Consider the following 17125-nt stretch of genomic DNA (forward strand, 5'->3'; position numbering starts at 1 on the left):
AGTAGCGCGAAGAAATACGCCTATCGATACGCTGTTGCGGAATAACCTGGACTGGAACTGCTTGGCGACCATCAACGTACTCAATTACCTGCATAAGCCTGTTATACAGCGCCACATCCGGGCCAGCCGGGACAAAAGGCACACGCCCGGTAGAAAGCTTAATGACACCTTTGTCTATATCAGCAGCATTACGCGGATGAATGCCACAGGCTAAAGCTGCATCTTTGCGCCCTAAAGCATTCGCACGCAGTTGCAGATAGCTACATCGGCCAGTTGTGGCCGCAGCTTTGCGGCCATATGGATTGCGCTTCCACAAACCAAGCTCAATACCGATGCGGTACACCGGAGAAGAGCCTATAGAAAGCTGGCGCGCAATATCCATCGGTGCCACACCTTCCAGCCACAGGCGAGCTATTTCCTGACTGTCATCCGAGCTAGTAGTCCTGCGGCGCTTGCGCGGCAAGTCCAACTCACCAGCAAGCCGATACGCCACCGAACGCGCTAAACCAACCACCCCAGCAGCCGCCCGTATTGAACTACCAGCCCGAACCAACGACGCAAACCGCGCCACAACAACAGAATCCGGAACCCATTTCGACTCCACACAATCACCTAACCCATGTCAGGTGTTTCCACGACCACTAGAAATCAAGCGTGAGACGGGTGCTACCGGCAGGACTCCTGTCTGCGGGAGCTTTGAGCCCTGTGGAACACCGCATAGGCACCGATGAGGGATACAGCTAGGAATATCCCAGCGGCCGTGAAGTAGAAAAATCCATTTCCTAACCTACGAGAAATATCCGGCAATGAGGTGGAATCCGATCCCGCCAGGGCCTTGGCAACGTATACCGCATTCAAACCGCCAATGAAATAGCCGAGGCAGAGCAATGATGAAATACCAACTGCAATCTTTAGCAGAACTGTTAAGGATGAATGGCGGGGTTCTGTAATCTTTAACTCCTCTCATTTTGGCCTTCAGGACCAGCAAACTACACCTTCCTAAGGTGCTGTGTACAAACAGGCGTGCTCGGTAGCCACACCATCAGTCACAGAAAGTCACTGTAGAGATGAAGGTATGAGGTTTAGCGATAGGATATGGGATATGAAGAAGATCCGAACGATGCTGGACGGGGTAAACGAGATTCACCTATTTCAAAGCCAGCGAGTAGCGCAGGCAGCGCAGCAAGCGCATCTGCGCAATCGGACTCGCAGTTATCGGGCGCACCGCAAAATAAACGCAGCGATTTCCCACCAGTTGGAGGAGCGCTCCCTGGCGTAAATAGACTTTCTAACCTTGACGACCAAATTGCTGTGTGGGCGCATCAGGGGCCAACTCCGCATCCACAGATAATCAAACAGCACAATGACATTCAGCCGGGCGCAGGCGATCGGATTATGGAGGGCGCTCATGCAGATATTGTCCTCGATAGGAAAGTTACAGCAGAATCTTTCGAGTACGCGATATTTGAATCAAAAGTACGGCTCTTTACGGCCGTAGGTGTCATTTTCGGCGCGCTCATCCTTATACCGGCGATACTCGTTCTTTTTGACCCACCGGAATCGATAGTTGGTACTGCGGCGGTGGGCCTGGCGGCAGCAAGCCCACTAGTCCGCACCCTCATTGGCCCTAAGCAATCTCAGAAGGACCAGTTAGAGAGCGTGGAGCGGGGAGGGGTTTAAATCTCGAAGTAGGCGCGCAGGTCGGCCGCAATAGCATCGAGGCGGTCGGCGTCGGGGGACTCGAGGTAGCACTTGAGCTTCGGTTCCGTGCCGGAGGGGCGAACGATGACGCGGTCATCGTTGTCCGTGAAGAACTTGGAGCCTTGGGCGAATTTCTCTACCTTCGCCACGGGCGAGCCAGCCAGTTCGGTGGGCGGGGTAGATGCGACCTTATCCATCGCTTGGGCGATGATGCTGAGGTCATCTACGCGGAAGGTCAGCGGTTGGGTATACAGGGCCCCGACGGTGGCGTAGATGCCCTCCAAGCGCTCCAGCAGGGTGGTTCCTGCGGCCTTGCACTCGGCAGCGAGGCTGGCGAGCACTACGGAGGTAGCCATGCCGTCCTTGTCACGGACAGCGGTGGGATCGGGGCAGAATCCAATGGCTTCCTCGTAGCCAAAGGCGAGATCCGGGGTTCGTGCGATCCACTTGAAGCCGGTCAGTGTCTCCTCGTGGCCGAGGCCGTAGTGCGCGGCGATGCGCCCGAGCAGGCGGGAGGAGACGAGGGAATTGGCAAAATTGCCGGTCGCCCCGCGGCGGGCCAGATAGTCGCCCAAAAGGGCACCGGTTTCATCGCCGGTGAGCTGGCGCCAGGAGCCAGAAGCAGTGGGCACGGCGGCGGCGCAGCGGTCCGCATCGGGGTCATAAGCGATAAGGATATCGGCGCCGATCTCCTCAGCGTGGCGGATACCCAGATCAAGGGCGCCGGGCTCTTCCGGGTTGGGGAAGGAGACGGTGGGGAAATCCGGATCCGGTTGGGCCTGCTCAGGAACTAGCGAGACGCGGAAGCCACAGCGGGTGAGAAGTTCTTTGCCCAAGGCAGCACCAACGCCGTGCATGGCCGTGAGCGCGATGGTGACATCGGAGCTTTCGCCTACGAGTTGTGCCGCGCGGTCGAGGTAGTCGGCGCGGGTATCGACGTTCTCGACATTCGCCGCAGAAAGCGGGATTTCATCGGCATGAGGTGCCGCGGCGATGGCTTCCGCGATTTCGGCATCGGCGGGCGAGATAAGTTGCACGCCTTCCGCAGGGCCGGTGGCGATGCGGCCGCCCAAGTACACCTTGTAGCCATTATCGGCCGGCGGATTATGCGAGGCGGTAACCATGATGCCAGCATCTGCCTTGAGCTTGCGTACCGTGAAAGCGGTCAGCGGGGTGGGGTTTTGTGCGGGCAAAACCAGGGCTCGGCCGCCAGCTGCGGAGATGACCTGCGCCGCATCGCGTTGGAACTGCGCGGAGCCGTGGCGGGCATCGCAACCAATGGCCACGACTGGGGTATCGACCTGCTGCTTGAGCCATGTGATGAGCCCGTAGGTGGTGCGGATGACCACGGCGCGGTTCATGCGGGACTCACCTGGGCCCACGGCGGCGCGCAGGCCCGCGGTGCCAAAGGCCAGGGGGCCGGCGAAGGCGGAGGCGAGCTCAGCGGTATTGCCCTCCTCAATCCAGGTGTTTACCCGGCGGGCTGTATCCGGATCAGGGTCGTGCTCGGCCCACGTACGGGCGTAGTCATAATCTACGGCGGCGTTCGACATGGACTAGAGCTCCTCGAGGATCTTGGCGGAGGAGGACAGGCCCAAGCGGGTCGCGCCAGCCTCAATCATGGCTAGGGCGTCCTGTGCGGTACGGATGCCGCCAGAGGCTTTCACGCCTAACTTATCGCCTACGGTCTCGCGCATGAGCTTTACGGCATGTACAGAGGCACCGCCGGCCGGGTGGAAACCAGTGGAGGTCTTGACAAAGTCCGCCTGGGCGGCTGCAGCGGCCTTGCAGGCGAGGACAATGGCGTCTTCGGAAAGCGCGGCGGATTCAATGATGACCTTGAGAACCTTGCCCGGGATGGCATCGCGCACGGCCTGGATTTCGGCCTGCAGATCCTCGGCGCGGCCCTCAATGGCTAGCGGGATATTGATGACCATGTCCACCTCTTCGGCGCCATCGGCAACCGCGCGGGCTGCCTCAGCGGCCTTGATCTCCGGCTTTACGGCACCGGAGGGAAAGCCGACGACGGTGGCAATGTGCAGGGAGTCAGGAACCTCGATGGGCAAGGCGGAGGGGGAAACGCATACGGAGTAGGTGCCCAGCTCGGCTGCCTCATTTACCAGGGCGCGGAATTGTTCCGGGGTGGCCTCCGGCTTGAGCAGGGTGTGATCGATGATGGATGCAACGTCGGTGCGGGAAGTCATAATTTTCTCCTTAACGGGCTGGGCGGGATTCGGAACGGGCCATCTTGAGGTCAGAAACTACGTATAGGGCAATGCCAATAGCAGCCACGGCGGCCAGGATCCACAGCACGGTGTTATAGCTGGCGAGGTCCTGCAGCTTGGCGGTATAGGCAATGCCCAGCGGGATGGCGATATTGATGGTCAGGTTATAAAAACCAATGGCGATGCCGGACTTGACGGCGCTGATATTGCGCAGCGCGGTATTAACCAGCGGCGCGTACATCAGTGAAAAGCCGGAGGCGAAGGCCACGATGGCTGCGATGAGAATAGCGACGTGGAGTTGCACAAAAAGCGCGGCCATCACCAGTGCGCCGGCAACTAAGGCGAAGGCGGTGTAGATGGTGGCGCGGGAGGATAAAACGGTGCCGATCTTTCCGGAGAAGATGCCGATGAGGATGGCGCAGATATAGCCCGGGATCATCAACAGGGAGGCTTTATCGATATTCATGCCGTGCAGGTCATGCGCCGCAAAAGGCAGCAAGAAGATGAAGCCCATCTGGGTGGAATAGACGAAGAAGACCATGAGGATGGTCCACACGTAGCGGCCGTTGGTGAAAAACTCCGGGGTGACCACGGGATATTTAGCGTGGCTGATGTGGTAGGCAAAGCCCACCACGCCGAGGACAGCCACGATGAGATATACCCAGTTGAACTCCTGCATGAATAAGGTCAGGCCTGTGGCAAAGACGGCGATGAAAAATAGGCCGAGCACATCGAGGTGTCCCTCCACGGCCTCATCTTCTGGCACCAGCTTGATAATCGGCGGGATGGTCAGAATGAGGATGAGCGGGATAAGGAACATCGCCGTCCACGAGACATAGGTGGAAATAAAGCCAGAGGTCAACGCGCCGATGAGCAGGCCGGCCTGGAAGGCGGCGGTGGAAAAGCCCAGGTAGGTCTTTTGATCGGCCTCGCTTAAGTGCTTGGTCACGTAAATGACATAAAGCGTCTCCGCGGCGGCGAGGCCGGCGGTTTGAATGAGGCGACCGGCCAGCACCATGGGCCAGAAGCTAGAAAAGGCGAAGGCTAAGATCGATCCCACGGCAATGAGGACGACGCCGGTGAGCATGAGCTTGCGGATGGAAATGGAATCCGCCAGCGCGGCATAGACCACGGCGCCGATGCCGATGATGACGCCGGCGAGGGAAGCCTGCAGGGAGGCGGTCTTAACGGAAAGGTCGAGCGCCTGGGCAATCGGCATGGTCATCGTCTTAAAGCCGTTATCAATAACCAATGAGAAGACGAAGACGAAGAGCAGGATGGGGACGGCAACCTTGGGGTTTACCGCGGAGCCTGGCCGCTTGTCCTGCGGGGAAGCAGAAGTAGTAGAAGAAGTCACGGGGAAGGCGTCCTTTTAGTCGAGCGCGTTAAGCGGCAGCGCGAGTTCAATCATGGTGCGGAAGGCGGTTTGACGCTCTTCGGCAGAAAGCTTGGTACCGTGCACGAGGTTGTCGGATACGGTGAAAAGCCCCAGCGCGTCGACGCCGGCTTCGGCCGCGGTGGCATAAAGCGCTGCGGATTCCATCTCGACGCCGAGCACGCCCATGTGCGCCCAGCGTTCGTTGACGGATTGGTCAAAGTTATAAAAGATATCCGAGCTCAAGATATTGCCCACGTGAATGTGTGCCTGCTGCTTCTCGGATTCATCCACCAAAGCCTTGAGGAGCTTCCACGAGGCGGTCGGAGCGTAGCTGCCCGGCAGGTTGTACTGGCTCAAGAAATTGGAATCGGTGGAGGCGGAGGAGGCGACGATGACATCGTGCAGCTCGATGTCTTCTTGCATAGCGCCGATGGAACCGACGCGGATGAGCTTCTTTACGCCGTAGTTGTGGATGAGCTCCCAGGAGTAGATGCCGATGGAGGGAATACCCATGCCGGTGCCCATGACCGAAACGGGGTTGCCTTTATAGGTTCCGGTAAACCCCAGCATATTGCGCACGCCGTTGAACTGGACGGTGTCTGACAGGAAGTTTTCGGCGATGAATTGTGCGCGTAGTGGGTCGCCGGGCAGCAAGATGGTTTCTGCAATGGGCGCGCCCTGCGGGTTGATGTGTGGGGTGGCAATATCGGTAGCGGACATAGCTTCGCTCCTCGGTGTGTGGGGGGATTTTACACACTTAGCTTAACCCCGCAGGAACCCATGTCAATGACGCAATTTACAATTGTTCAACATTTGTGGGAGGCCTCACTAGCCCAGTCCACGAGCTTGCGCGCGGTGGCCTGATCTGTGACCAGATGGGTAGCCAATCCCTTGCGCAGCGCCACCCATATGGCCCGCGCCTTAGATGCGCCGCCAGCTACCAGCACCCGGGTGGGGCGCGTGGCCAAGTCTGCGAGGCTGATGCCCACGGTGCGGGCGTCTACGGCCGGGCAGGCTACTTCCCCGCAGGCGTCGAAGAAGCGCGAGCACACATCACCCACAGCATTGTCTGCAATCTGCTGTTTCTCGGCCGCGGTCAGATAGCCCAGGTTGAAAGCTAAAGATTCCTGCTCGGCCGAGCCCACCGTAAAGACCGCCACGCTTACCGATGCCCCCTTATGCAAAATCTGCCCAATATGCCTATCGCGCTCCACCCACTGCTTGGCCTCCGCGGAATCGAAGATGCCCGGCAGCGGTAAAAGGTGGGCCTCGGCATTGAAGGCGTGGGCAAAGGCCTGCAGGGTGTAGAAGTCTTTAGTGGATCGCTCCGTGTGTGAGTGGCCACCTTTTAGTTGTACAATCTCTACGCCTTCCCGTGGCTGTCGCCGCAGGTGAGAAGCGACGGCGGACATCGTCTCGCCCCAAGAGAGGCCGACGCTGGTGCCATCCTCAATGAGTTCTTCCAGGAGGGCGGCGCCGGCGCTGCCCAGGTCTGCTAGGGGAGAACCGCCGGGTGGGGTGGTGGTCACGCGGACGTCGGCAAGCGCAAAGCGTTGGCGTAGTTGGCCCACTAGTTCATCGGATTGCTCCCGCGGATCGGCAATGCTGATGGTGACAAAGCCGCGCGCGGAGGCGTGGCTGAGCAACTTGGACACCGTGGGCCGGGAAACCCCAAGATGATGGGCAACCTCGGCCTGAGAGAAGCCGGAGTTGTAGTACAACTTTGCGGCGTCAATGGACTGGGCATCCTTCTGATCCAACATGCCTTTCATTCAAGCACATTCACATGCGCGATAAGGTGTCATAAAAGCTTCCCATTTTTGCGCTCTGACGTGGCGATTTGTGTAAAACGTTGCAAGCGGGTTAGATTATTGGAGTCCGCAACGGAGAGCACAACGAAATAGCGATGTGTTCAACGCTAGGATGTGCCCCCTTAGCTCAGTCGGCAGAGCGTTTCCATGGTAAGGAAAAGGTCGACAGTTCGATTCTGTCAGGGGGCTCCATTCATGTTCGGAGGAAGAAATTCCCCAAGGTGAATATGGCGGTGTAGCTCAGTGGTAGAGCAAGCGACTCATAATCGCTGTGTCGCGAGTTCAATTCTCGCCATCGCTACCGGGAAAGAAAGGCGCCCGCAGGGCGCTTTTTTATTACCGCGCTGAAGGCTTTGCAGACCCGCCTGGTTTCAGATTGGAACTATGGCTCTGGTAAGGTCTTCAACGCTTGATGCTGAGGCATTAAGAGATAAAAGAATAGGGGCGTGGCGCAATTGGTAGCGCAACGGTCTCCAAAACCGTAGGTTGCAGGTTCGAGTCCTGTCGCCCCTGCACAGTAAACCCCGTCACTTGATTTCAGGTGGCGGGGTTTGTTCATGCCATATTTTCCCGGTCGAGCCTTGCTCGCCGCTGTGCTCGCCCAATGTATCCAAGGCCACGTCTTATAAATGCGGTGGTCAGCTTTTCATGCAGTGCAAGCTTTGCTAGGGTTGACAAAGTTATGGAGGTGCGCGTTAAGCGCCCTATTAGATTTAGTTCCCAAGGAGGGTTAGCTGTGAGCGATGAGCAGCAGCCGAAGAATTCGGGTGCACCGCGCCCGACCGGTAAGCGTCAGCTCTCTGGTGCGGCTACCACGTCCTCCGCGGACTACGCCGATAAGCACGTCGTCCGCGTAGAGGATAAGAATCACGATGACACCCCAGGTGGTGGCGTAGCCGCTTTCCCTGGCGAGGTGGCAACTGAGATGAAGAAAGTGGTGTGGCCGACCGCTAAGGAGATGCTGCAGTACACCCTCATTACCTTTGCCTTCCTCATCGTCATGACCGTTTTGGTGTGGGGTGTGGACGCTCTGGCCGGTCTCGGAGTTGAGCAGGTTCTCTCTGATTAGTAAGATAGCCGCATAATCTTTTATCCCGCTGTTTCCACTGAAGGAACGGCGGGATACTTTTTGCCCATACGCGGGCGGGTAGGCTAGTCCTACGCAACGCGCCGAGGAATTTTTGGAGTAAGAATCATGAGCGACGAGAATAACGTCGAAACCGTAGGCACCTCCCTAGAGGAGGCTATGCAGGCCAACGTGCAGGAGCAGGCGGCAGAGCACGCTAGCTCCGTTGAAGAAGCACAGCAGGAGGACGCTACCCCAAGCGCGCCCGCAGTAGAAGAAGCAGCAGAGTCCACCGACGCTGCAGGTGAGTCTGCGGAGGCAGCCGAGGCACCGGGAGCGGAATCGGAATCGGCAGCGGCCGACGCCGAGGGCGCGGCAGAGGCCGCAGCTCCAGAGGCTGGCGAGGATGAGTCCGAAGACGCCGCCTACCGCAAGCGCCTGCGTGCGTTTACCCGCGAGCTGAAGAAGCAGCCGGGCCAGTGGTACATCATTCAGTGCTACTCCGGCTACGAAAACAAGGTAAAGACCAATCTGGACATGCGTGCCCAGACCCTTGAGGTGGAGGACTCTATCTTTGAGGTTGTCGTTCCTATTGAGCAGGTGCTCGAGAACAAGGACGGCAAGAAGAAGATTGTGAAGCGCAAGCTGCTGCCGGGCTACGTCCTCGTCCGCGCCGAACTCAATGACGCCGCTTGGTCCGTCATCCGCGAAACCCCTGGTGTAACCTCCTTCGTGGGTAACGAGGGCAACGCCACCCCAGTGAAGACCCGCGATGTGGCTAAATTCCTGATGCCGAACGAAGCACCGTCCACCAAGGGCGATGCCGCCCCGAATGAGGCTGAGGGCGAGCAGGTCGTGGCCATGCCAGAAAAGGAAGTGGCAAAGAAGTACGCCCACGACTTCGAGGTAGGCGAGGCAGTGACCATCCTGTCCGGCCCGCTGGCCGCAGTCTCCGCCACTATTTCCGAGATCGACCCAGAGACCGGCAAGATGCAGGGCTTGGTATCCATCTTTGGTCGCGAGACCCCAGTGGAGTTGTCGCCGACCGAGATCGAGCGCATCTCCTAAAAGTGATTTTGTGCAGGGCGCACGGTGTTCTAAACTGGAACGCCGTGCGCCTTTGGCGTGCGTATAAGAAAAACGTTTCATCCTCCGGTGGCCCACTGAAGGTGAGCATCCGGACGGGATCCCGTTATTCATCGTGGCGGCTATCCCGGTAACACAGGAAAGAGGTAATTCGATGGCTCCTAAGAAGAAGGTATCTGGCTTCATCAAGCTGCAGATCGAGGCAGGCGCCGCTAACCCGGCACCGCCAGTTGGCCCAGCACTCGGTGCCCACGGCGTCAACATCATGGAATTCTGCAAGGCTTATAACGCCGCTACCGAGAACCAGCGTGGCAACGTGGTTCCGGTTGAGATCACCGTCTACGAGGACCGTTCCTTCGACTTCAAGCTGAAGACCCCGCCGGCAGCCAAGCTGCTGCTGAAGGCCGCTGGCATCAAGAAGGGCTCCGGCGTTCCACACACCGACAAGGTCGGCTCTGTGTCTTGGGACCAGTGCAAGGAAATCGCAGAGACCAAGTTTGCGGACCTGAACGCACGTGACATCGAGAACGGCGCTCGCATCATCGCCGGTACCGCCCGCTCCATGGGCATCACCGTTGATGGCGCACCGGAGAAGTAAAAACTTTATGTGGTAGGGCCAGCTACGGCCCGCCGAACACCACACCAATCCAGAAAAGGAATTGTTAAATGAGCACCAAGTCTAAGGCTTATAAGGCCGCTGCGGAACTGGTAGATAAGTCCCGCCTGTACCGTCCGATCGAGGCCACCAAGCTGGCTAAGGAGACCTCCTCCAAGAACTTCGACGCCACCGTTGATGTTGTTTTCCGTTTGGGCGTTGACCCGCGCAAGGCTGACCAGCTGGTTCGCGGCACCGTTTCCCTGCCTAACGGCACCGGTAAGGACGTTCGCGTTGCTGTCTTCGCAGAAGGCGAGAAGGCTACCGCCGCTCAGGAAGCTGGCGCTGATATCGTCGGCACCGCTGAATTGATCGAGCAGATCAACGAGGGCAACATCGACTTCGACGTTGCTATCGCTACCCCGGATCAGATGGCCAAGGTTGGCCGCGTTGCCCGCGTCTTGGGCCCGCGTGGTTTGATGCCGAACCCGAAGACCGGCACCGTTACCGCAGACGTTGCTAAGGCAATCTCTGAGGTTAAGGGCGGCAAGATCTCCTTCCGCGTTGATAAGGCTGCTAACCTGCACGCCATCATCGGTAAGGCTTCCTTCGATGCTGAGAAGCTGGCTGAGAACTACGGCGCCCTCATGGATGAGATCCAGCGCCTGAAGCCTTCTTCCGCTAAGGGCATCTACATCAAGCGCGCTACCATCTCCACCACCTCCGGCCCGGGCATCCCGGTTGACGGTTCCGTGGTCAAGGATTACACCGCTTAAGCAGTTATCACGTACTGCGTTTAAGGTTAAAGGGCTTAGAGGCAATTCCTCGAAGCCCTTTTTCTATATCTCGAGCCACTAGTAGTTATGTGGCGTCAATATCGTCTGGCACCCATTCGCCGCCGTCGTAGTAGACGTTTCGAGCCAAGGGAATCTGGTGCGAAGCAGACTCGAGGATGTGCATAAAATATCCGGCCGTGTTGGGAATGGCGAGGGTATCTCCTACGGCAATGCCCGCTGGGAAGTCCAGTTCGCGGCGCAGAATCACCTCGTCTTCAATGCAGTAGGCACCGACTACAAAGCCGGTACGTCGCTCGCGGGAGACCTCCTTTGCTGAACCGACTGTAGGCACGAGGAGGGGGTCTAGCAGGATGTCATCCGCGGCGGTCCGGCACTGCGTGCGATTCATCGCCACACCGATAAGGGGCAGGCCATCAGAACGTTCTTTGAGAAAGCTCACCTCGGCGAGGATGACACCACAGCCGTCGAGGAGGCTGCGGCCCGGTTCTAGATGGAGGGCGATGTCCCGCTCTCGCAGGGCACCACCGGCGTTGCCGTAGCCGGGGACCTCACCGGAGAGAAGTTGGTTCAGCCACTGACCGCGCGTCGGTTCCTGCCAGAATGGGTAAGTATTGGAGAGCGGATCCGATTTCCAGGTAAAGGGGTCACCGGTACCAGCGCGTTGCGCAGAGATACGCGCTGTGTAGTTTTCCCACTGCTCGCGGGATTCTAAATAGCTCATGGGCACGCCGCCGCCGATATCGATGAAATTAGCGGGTTGGTTCATTGCGCGTAGGTGCTCGACTAGAGCAATGGCCTCTGCAAGGGCGGTGCGGCGATCCGCCTCGCTATAGCCATGCAGGTGGACGTGGACACCCACGGCACGAAGCTCCGTGGGCCACTCCGCTTTCTGCCATGCAGGTAGCCTTTCCCCGAAGCGGGTCGGTGGTAAATCATCTGGATCTGGAGCAAGGCGCGGTGCCACGCGGGCGGTAGTTTCTAAAGCTCGGGCGATGGCGGCGATGCGGCCGCATTCTGCGCGAGAATCGCACGATATAGTAACGCCACGCGAAATCGCGAGGCGGAGCAAACCATCGCTTTTGATAGCAGCGCTGAGGATGATGCGCTCTGGGGCTACATCGCGCTCGAGCACTTGGCGTAGCTCGTTCTCACTGGCTACATCCACGCCGAGTCCACTCTCGCGAGCGGCGTCGACAAAGCACAGCGCCTTATTGGCTTTGCGGGCGAAAAATACCCGAGTTTTCACGTCGTGGGAAGCACCGGCGTCTAGTAGCTCTTGGGCATTGTGGCGCAGTGGCGCGGGATTAAGCACGTTTACCGGAGAACCATAGCGCGAGGTGAGTGCGCTAACTTCTTGCGGGTTCTTCACGAGCTCTTGCATCCACTGCTCCCATCGGGCACGCAGCGGGACGGTGCCATGGACCGGCAGTGGGGCAACGGGAGGGGTGGTCATGGGTTTCCTACTTTCTCCGCCCAGCGGGGGATGTCATCGTGTACTAAACGGTTAAGAGAGTCATGCCCGGGCAGGGAGAGCTCATTCATGCGGCCAATTTCCACCACACCAGGAACGTTATGGAAGGGGGAGGGGGTGGCTTGGGGAGCCACAGTGGCGTCGATAAGCAGGTCCACGCCGCCCTTCTCCCGCCAGGAATCTATCTGCTCAGGAGTGCCTAGATACTGGGTATCCACCACCCCGGAGTGGATGAGCTCGAGCAGACGCCTGGCTGTGACCGGTGGTGGGCCGAAGGCCACCCGCTCAAGGGTGCGTGAGAGCTCGCGGAACCCGGGCATTGGGCCGTGTGCCTGGTGCCAATCGACGCAGTCTTGGAAGACCCCACGAAAAGCCGCGCCCACGGCCGTGGCCGGAGTCAGGGGACCAGTACCCTCGACCGCACGGAGGGAAGCCTCGAGCTCAGCGAGCGCAGCGCCAGTGAAATCCTGACCATCAATAACGGCTGCTAGTTCCGCACTAGAGAAGTCACCGAACTCGGCTGCGGCCCCGATGAGGATCTCGCGCAAATCTGCGGCGTTAGTGATGTGCGCACAGGCCTGCCGCCACCGCGTCGAAACCTCCGGCAGCGGTGCCTCCGGAGAGGGCTTTACCTCCATAAATCGCCCGCTGCGGCTAACCGGATAAATGACCTCGGCGGTATCGCCATAAAGCAGGCATACATCGATAAAGCTTAAGGCGGCACCGCGCACGCCGATTCGCCGTGGAGCGCTAGGGAGGTCGGCGCCGAAATAGAGACCGGTGACGGGCACACGCGAAGTTTCGTGGACCAAGGAACCAGCATGGAGATGGTCGTGTCCGGTGCAGACCAGGACGTCGTCGAAGGGGGTGCCGTCGACCACGAAGCCTTCTCCGTCATTACTCACTTCGCTCACGCGGTGCGGCAGGTGGCGGATGCCAACGTGCGCCGGCGCGCGCTGCAATGCGGCGGACCAGGTATCGGCGAGGAATTGGCCCACTTCGGCGCGCGGTGGGAAGGCATCGGTGGTGTCCCCACCGCGGCGGGCCCGCCATGCGTTGAAATTATCGTGGGCGGTGGTGACGATGGCGCAGTTGACGTTGAGGCGCCAGTGGGGCGGCTGCTGCGGGCGGTAGACAGCGCCTGAACCGGCCGGATACGGGTCGAAGACCGTGACATCGATGGGGATGCGGGCGCGCTCGATGAGTTCCTCTACGGCCCAGAGACCGCGCGGACCGCCTCCGATGATGGCAATGCGTCGGGCAGGCTTAGCGGAAGTCACTGCGCCGTCCCTTCGCTGCGCGCGGCAAGTTCGGCAGGTGAAATGCCGAAGTTTTCGCACACCCAGGAATCGTTATAGATAGTGTCTAAGTAAGGCTGGCCGGCGTCGTGTAGCACGGCAACCACCTCCGCCCCCGCCGGCAGGGAGGGGGCGAGGCGCTGGAAGGCTGCGATAACAGCACCGCCGGAAGCACCCGGCAGCAAACCCTCGGCCCGGGCGAGCCTGCGGGCGGCCACGATGGCCTCGAGATCGGGGACCCGCTCGACGGAGGAGGGCGAAAATTTGGTGGATAGGTCGGTCACGATACCTGCGCCATAGCCGGGCAGCATGCGGGTGCCACGCTCACCGCCGAAAAGTACGGAGCCCTCTGCATCAACGCCGATTGTTTGGGTACTGGCTCCCACCTCGGAAAGTTTGCGGACACAGCCGCCAAGGGTTCCGGTGGTACTCATAGCCACGAGCACATGGCTGGGTGCCTGCCCGAGTTGATCCAGGATCTCAGTCATAGTGCCCTCCGCGTGGGCGTGGAAGGCGGCTTCATTGGAATACTGGTTGAGGTTGAAAGAATCGGGGATCTCTTCCAATAGCTCGGCCACGCGGGTGCGGCGGGCGGTGAGCCAATCGCCGGTTTCGGGATCTGGGTGGTCGAGCAATTCCACGTGTGCGCCATAGGCCCGCATGGTGGCCACCGTGGAGGCATTGACGCGCGGATCCACCACGCAGTGGAACTTCATTCCCTGCAGCGGGGCTTGGCGAGCTAGAGCCATGCCCAGGTTGCCGGAGGAAGATTCCACCAACGTCGACCCTGGGCGGATATCGCCGGCGGCAAGGGCCGACTGGATTAGTGCTCGGGCGGTACGGTCTTTTGCAGAGCCGCCAAGGTTGAACTGTTCGAGTTTGAGATAGAGGTGGACATCCGGCCGAGGATTGATCGCCTCCACTCGCATGAGTGGGGTATTGCCGATGGGCGGGTGCGCTTGAGAATGAATCCTAGGGCTCATCATTGGCCCCATGGTAGACCTTTATTTCTGCCTCTTCCGCCGACCTAGTCCTTGATCTCCGCATAGGCGTCGAGGGCGGCTTGGCGCGATTCCTTTAGGTCCACTATGGGTGGGCCAGACAGCGCGGGTGCCCAGCGGCGCACATATTCGCCGTCGGGGTCGAAGCGCTTGGCCTGGGTTTCGGGGTTGAAGATGCGGAAAAATGGTGCGGCGTCATCGCCACAGCCAGCCACCCACTGCCAATTGAAGGGGTTGGAGGCGGCATCGGCATCTACCAACGTATCCCAGAACCATTCTTCGCCTAGGCGCCAGTGGATACCGAGGTTCTTGGTGAGGAAAGATCCCACCACCATTCGTACGCGGTTGTGCATATAGCCGGTGGCCCAAAGCTCGCGCATTCCGGCGTCGACAAGCGCGATGCCCGTGGTACCGGACTGCCAGTCTGTCAGGCGTGGGTCATCCCAGGACCAATCGAAGCGGTCGAATTTTTCCCGTACGTTTTCGGTAGCAAGGTTGGGCAGGTGGTAGAGGCGGTGCCAGGCAAAGTCGCGCCACAGTAGCTCGGAGTGGAATTTGGCGCACTCCGGCTCCTCGGCCGCGGCGAACCATACTTCCCGCGGCGAGACCTCGCCGAAGCGCAGGTGCGGCGAGAGTAGGGAGGTGGCATTAAGCGCAGGGATATCGCGCTCCTCGGCGTAGTTGGCCAAGTCCAGCTGCGCCAGGCGCTCTCGCGCACCGGCTTCCCCGGGCGTCCAGTGCTCGGCCAGGGATGCGGCCCACGCTGGCTCGGTGGGCTTGGGCCAAGAGCACGCAATGCTTGCCGACGCCCCCATCTCCGGCACCCCCTCCGGCTCATCGCCTGCCACTTGGGAGGACGCGGCCTTGGAGAAGGGGGTAAAGACTTTATAGGGCTGGCCCTGGCCATTGGTAACCTCCCAGGGCTCTACCAAGGTAAAACCGGGCGCGGAGGTGGCGGTAATGCCTCGAGCGGTCAAGGTTTCCTTGACGGCGGCATCGACCTCGCGCAGCGGGCCGTGGTAGCGGCGCGTCCACGTGACGGTAGTGGCGCCGAGTTCGGCGGCTAGGCGGGGGATTTCCACGCGGGCATCACCGGCGACGCGAAGGAGCTCCACGCCGTGCTCGGCGAGGTCGTGTGCAAGGGCATAAAGGGAGCGCTCGCGCCACCACGTGGTGGCGCCGCCCAATGGGCGGGTACCCGGATAGGCCGGCTCGTCGAGCACGACGGCGACCAAGGGAACGCCTGCAAGCGAGGCGGCTTCGGCCGCGCGGCGAAGGGCCTGGTTATCGTGTAGGCGCAGGTCATCGCGAAACCACATCAGGCAGGTCATGTCGGCTATCCTACGCGGCGAAAACGGGGATTTGGAGAAACCGTGGGTGGGAAGGTAGTGTTTTCCACGAAGTTTGAACGGCCGCTTCAGGCCGAGTCAAAGTTCACCGAAGACCGTTGGTCATCCATTTGGATCGAAGGTTCTCCATCCTAGGAGGCGGCCCACGCAGGAGACACTTTGCGATTATTCGCGGCATTCTCTTATGTCGCGCGCCCTGTGCTCTTGCACGGGGCTTTTGTTATTTCGGGTAACCGAAATAAGGAAGGTCCCGGCGGAATAATAAAAGAGATGTTTTGGAAGGAGGCGAGAGACAATGGCAAACCCAAAGAACACTGCAGACCTGGCAGAGCTGAAGGAGAAGCTGGCTGGCGCTAACTCTGTTGTATTGACCGAGTACCGCGGCCTGACCGTATCCCAGCTGCAGGAGCTGCGTAACGATCTGGGATTTGACGTTGAATACTCCGTCGCCAAGAACACCCTTTTCAAGATCGCTGCCAAGGAAGCTGGCATCGAAGGTCTTGATGATTTGCTGACTGGCCCGACCGCAATTGCGTTCATCAAGGGTGAGGCAGTGGATGCTGCGAAGGTCATCACCAAGTTCGCTGATGACAACAAGGCACTCATCATCAAGGGTGGCTACATGGACGGCAACGCACTGTCTGCCGACCAGGTTGAGGCCATCGCCAAGCTGGACAACCGCGAGACCACCCTCGCAAAGCTGGCTGGCGCTATGAAGGGTTCTATGGCGAAGGCAGCCGCTCTCTTCAACGTTCCTGCAACCAAGGCTGTACGTACCGTCGCAGCCCTGCAGGACAAGAAGGAAGCAGAAGCTTAAGTCGTCACAAAAGACGCACAATTACAACACCGTGCGCGTTGCCTAATGTAGGTGCAGCGCTCACACAACACAGAAAGGACTTGCCATCATGGCTAAGCTCACCAAGGACGAGCTCATTGAAGCTTTCAAGGAAATGACACTCATCGAACTGTCCGAGTTCGTTAAGGAATTTGAAGAGGTATTCGACGTTGAGGCTGCTGCTCCGGTTGCTGCTGTTGCAGCTGGCGCTCCGGCTGAGGGCGGCGCTGGTGCCGCTGAGGAGAAGACCGAGTTCGACGTCGTTCTGACCGACGCTGGCGCTAAGAAGATTGGCGTTATTAAGGCTGTCCGCGAGATCGTCTCCGGCCTGGGCCTGAAGGAAGCTAAGGAAATGGTCGAGGGTGCTCCTAAGGCTATCCTCGAGGGCGCTTCCAAGGACGACGCTGAGGCTGCTAAGACCAAGCTGGAAGAGGCTGGCGCTTCCGTCGAGCTCAAGTAATTTCACTGAGCTTTCCGCTTTTAAATCCCCACTTCTACCGCTGCACGCGGTG

At 59.5% G+C, this 17125-nt stretch carries 16 protein-coding genes, 3 tRNA genes and 1 pseudogene; 10 read left to right on the plus strand and 10 right to left on the minus strand.

Features of this window, described 5'->3' with window-relative positions; genetic code table 11:
• Positions 1-382: pseudogene (locus tag MHK04_RS05865) on the minus strand (IS30 family transposase); the annotation flags it as partial.
• A gap of 713 nt (positions 383-1095) precedes the next feature.
• Here MHK04_RS05865 and MHK04_RS05870 point away from each other — a divergent pair.
• A complete protein-coding gene (locus tag MHK04_RS05870) occupies positions 1096-1680 on the plus strand; it encodes a hypothetical protein (protein WP_239208173.1) in 585 nt (194 codons plus the stop codon).
• Here the strand turns inward: MHK04_RS05870 and MHK04_RS05875 are convergent.
• From MHK04_RS05875 to MHK04_RS05895, 5 genes are all read right to left on the minus strand, one after another.
• On the minus strand, positions 1677-3254 hold the full coding sequence (locus tag MHK04_RS05875) for a phospho-sugar mutase (RefSeq protein WP_239208172.1): 1578 nt from the start codon (positions 3252-3254) through the stop codon (positions 1677-1679). The two genes, MHK04_RS05870 and MHK04_RS05875, sit on opposite strands and share 4 nt — an antisense overlap.
• A gap of 3 nt (positions 3255-3257) precedes the next feature.
• Complete coding sequence (deoC, locus tag MHK04_RS05880) at positions 3258-3905, minus strand: deoxyribose-phosphate aldolase (RefSeq protein WP_239208171.1); 648 nt, start codon at positions 3903-3905, stop codon at positions 3258-3260.
• Between the two features lie 10 nt (positions 3906-3915).
• Positions 3916-5205 carry an MFS transporter gene (locus MHK04_RS05885; protein ID WP_411350902.1) on the minus strand — a complete coding sequence of 430 codons (1290 nt, stop codon included), beginning with the start codon at positions 5203-5205 and terminating at the stop codon, positions 3916-3918.
• Between the two features lie 93 nt (positions 5206-5298).
• A complete protein-coding gene (gene deoD / locus MHK04_RS05890; protein ID WP_239208169.1) occupies positions 5299-6024 on the minus strand; it encodes a purine-nucleoside phosphorylase in 726 nt (241 codons plus the stop codon).
• A gap of 86 nt (positions 6025-6110) precedes the next feature.
• Positions 6111-7067, minus strand: coding sequence for a sugar-binding transcriptional regulator (locus MHK04_RS05895; RefSeq protein ID WP_239208168.1), 957 nt, complete (start codon positions 7065-7067; stop codon positions 6111-6113).
• A 164-nt stretch (positions 7068-7231) separates the two neighbouring features.
• On the opposite strand from MHK04_RS05895, the gene MHK04_RS05900 reads away from it, so the two are divergent.
• From MHK04_RS05900 to rplA, 7 genes are all read left to right on the plus strand, one after another.
• Positions 7232-7307: transfer RNA gene (locus MHK04_RS05900), tRNA-Thr, on the plus strand.
• A 37-nt stretch (positions 7308-7344) separates the two neighbouring features.
• Positions 7345-7416: transfer RNA gene (locus MHK04_RS05905), tRNA-Met, on the plus strand.
• Between the two features lie 139 nt (positions 7417-7555).
• Positions 7556-7628 (plus strand) — tRNA-Trp (locus MHK04_RS05910).
• Positions 7629-7851: 223 nt separating this feature from the next.
• Complete coding sequence (gene secE / locus MHK04_RS05915; RefSeq protein WP_023020522.1) at positions 7852-8184, plus strand: preprotein translocase subunit SecE; 333 nt, start codon at positions 7852-7854, stop codon at positions 8182-8184.
• Positions 8185-8310: 126 nt separating this feature from the next.
• The gene (gene nusG, locus MHK04_RS05920) at positions 8311-9249 is read left to right on the plus strand and encodes a transcription termination/antitermination protein NusG (protein ID WP_023020523.1); all 939 of its coding nucleotides are present in this window, start codon (positions 8311-8313) and stop codon (positions 9247-9249) included.
• A 172-nt stretch (positions 9250-9421) separates the two neighbouring features.
• Positions 9422-9865 carry a 50S ribosomal protein L11 gene (gene rplK / locus MHK04_RS05925; RefSeq protein ID WP_005327961.1) on the plus strand — a complete coding sequence of 148 codons (444 nt, stop codon included), beginning with the start codon at positions 9422-9424 and terminating at the stop codon, positions 9863-9865.
• Positions 9866-9933: 68 nt separating this feature from the next.
• Positions 9934-10638 carry a 50S ribosomal protein L1 gene (gene rplA / locus MHK04_RS05930; RefSeq protein ID WP_005322897.1) on the plus strand — a complete coding sequence of 235 codons (705 nt, stop codon included), beginning with the start codon at positions 9934-9936 and terminating at the stop codon, positions 10636-10638.
• 85 nt (positions 10639-10723) lie between these two features.
• On the opposite strand, the gene MHK04_RS05935 is transcribed toward rplA, so the two are convergent.
• The 4 genes from MHK04_RS05935 to MHK04_RS05950 are packed head-to-tail and all read right to left on the minus strand — an operon-like array spanning position 10724 to position 15760.
• A complete protein-coding gene (locus MHK04_RS05935) occupies positions 10724-12112 on the minus strand; it encodes a type III PLP-dependent enzyme domain-containing protein (protein WP_239208167.1) in 1389 nt (462 codons plus the stop codon).
• Positions 12109-13410, minus strand: a complete 1302-nt coding sequence (locus tag MHK04_RS05940; RefSeq protein WP_239208166.1) for an FAD/NAD(P)-binding protein — start codon at positions 13408-13410, stop codon at positions 12109-12111. The genes MHK04_RS05935 and MHK04_RS05940 overlap by 4 nt, the downstream gene beginning before the upstream one ends.
• On the minus strand, positions 13407-14423 hold the full coding sequence (locus MHK04_RS05945) for a pyridoxal-phosphate dependent enzyme (RefSeq protein ID WP_239208165.1): 1017 nt from the start codon (positions 14421-14423) through the stop codon (positions 13407-13409). Before MHK04_RS05945 ends, MHK04_RS05940 begins: the two co-directional genes overlap by 4 nt.
• Before the next feature lie 32 nt (positions 14424-14455).
• Positions 14456-15760: a cryptochrome/photolyase family protein gene (locus tag MHK04_RS05950; protein WP_239208164.1), complete on the minus strand. Its 1305-nt coding sequence runs from the start codon at positions 15758-15760 to the stop codon at positions 14456-14458.
• Positions 15761-16073: 313 nt separating this feature from the next.
• Here MHK04_RS05950 and rplJ point away from each other — a divergent pair, with 313 nt between their 5' ends.
• Together rplJ and rplL are read left to right on the plus strand one after the other, a co-directional pair.
• Positions 16074-16595 (plus strand): 50S ribosomal protein L10, encoded by a 522-nt coding sequence (gene rplJ, locus MHK04_RS05955; protein ID WP_239208163.1) that lies wholly within the window; start codon positions 16074-16076, stop codon positions 16593-16595.
• Between the two features lie 88 nt (positions 16596-16683).
• Positions 16684-17073 carry a 50S ribosomal protein L7/L12 gene (rplL, locus tag MHK04_RS05960; protein ID WP_005322882.1) on the plus strand — a complete coding sequence of 130 codons (390 nt, stop codon included), beginning with the start codon at positions 16684-16686 and terminating at the stop codon, positions 17071-17073.
• Positions 17074-17125: the final 52 nt, after the last annotated feature.

The sequence above is a fragment of the Corynebacterium nasorum genome, assembly GCF_022345765.1.
GTDB classification, from domain to species: Bacteria; Actinomycetota; Actinomycetes; order Mycobacteriales; family Mycobacteriaceae; genus Corynebacterium; species Corynebacterium kefirresidentii.

What these genes read in the sequence shown, in the direction of transcription:
- rplK (WP_005327961.1), top strand. Translation starts at nt 9,422, where the DNA reads ATGGCTCCTAAGAAGAAGGTATCTGGCTTCATCAAGCTGCAGATCGAG.
- rplJ (WP_239208163.1), top strand. Translation starts at nt 16,074, where the DNA reads ATGGCAAACCCAAAGAACACTGCAGACCTGGCAGAGCTGAAGGAGAAG.
- rplL (WP_005322882.1), top strand. Translation starts at nt 16,684, where the DNA reads ATGGCTAAGCTCACCAAGGACGAGCTCATTGAAGCTTTCAAGGAAATG.
- deoC (WP_239208171.1), bottom strand. Translation starts at nt 3,905, where the DNA reads ATGACTTCCCGCACCGACGTTGCATCCATCATCGATCACACCCTGCTC.
- MHK04_RS05945 (WP_239208165.1), bottom strand. Translation starts at nt 14,423, where the DNA reads ATGGGGCCAATGATGAGCCCTAGGATTCATTCTCAAGCGCACCCGCCC.
- MHK04_RS05950 (WP_239208164.1), bottom strand. Translation starts at nt 15,760, where the DNA reads ATGACCTGCCTGATGTGGTTTCGCGATGACCTGCGCCTACACGATAAC.
- MHK04_RS05870 (WP_239208173.1), top strand. Translation starts at nt 1,096, where the DNA reads ATGGGATATGAAGAAGATCCGAACGATGCTGGACGGGGTAAACGAGAT.
- deoD (WP_239208169.1), bottom strand. Translation starts at nt 6,024, where the DNA reads ATGTCCGCTACCGATATTGCCACCCCACACATCAACCCGCAGGGCGCG.
- rplA (WP_005322897.1), top strand. Translation starts at nt 9,934, where the DNA reads ATGAGCACCAAGTCTAAGGCTTATAAGGCCGCTGCGGAACTGGTAGAT.
- MHK04_RS05895 (WP_239208168.1), bottom strand. Translation starts at nt 7,067, where the DNA reads ATGTTGGATCAGAAGGATGCCCAGTCCATTGACGCCGCAAAGTTGTAC.
- MHK04_RS05875 (WP_239208172.1), bottom strand. Translation starts at nt 3,254, where the DNA reads ATGTCGAACGCCGCCGTAGATTATGACTACGCCCGTACGTGGGCCGAG.
- MHK04_RS05935 (WP_239208167.1), bottom strand. Translation starts at nt 12,112, where the DNA reads ATGACCACCCCTCCCGTTGCCCCACTGCCGGTCCATGGCACCGTCCCG.
- nusG (WP_023020523.1), top strand. Translation starts at nt 8,311, where the DNA reads ATGAGCGACGAGAATAACGTCGAAACCGTAGGCACCTCCCTAGAGGAG.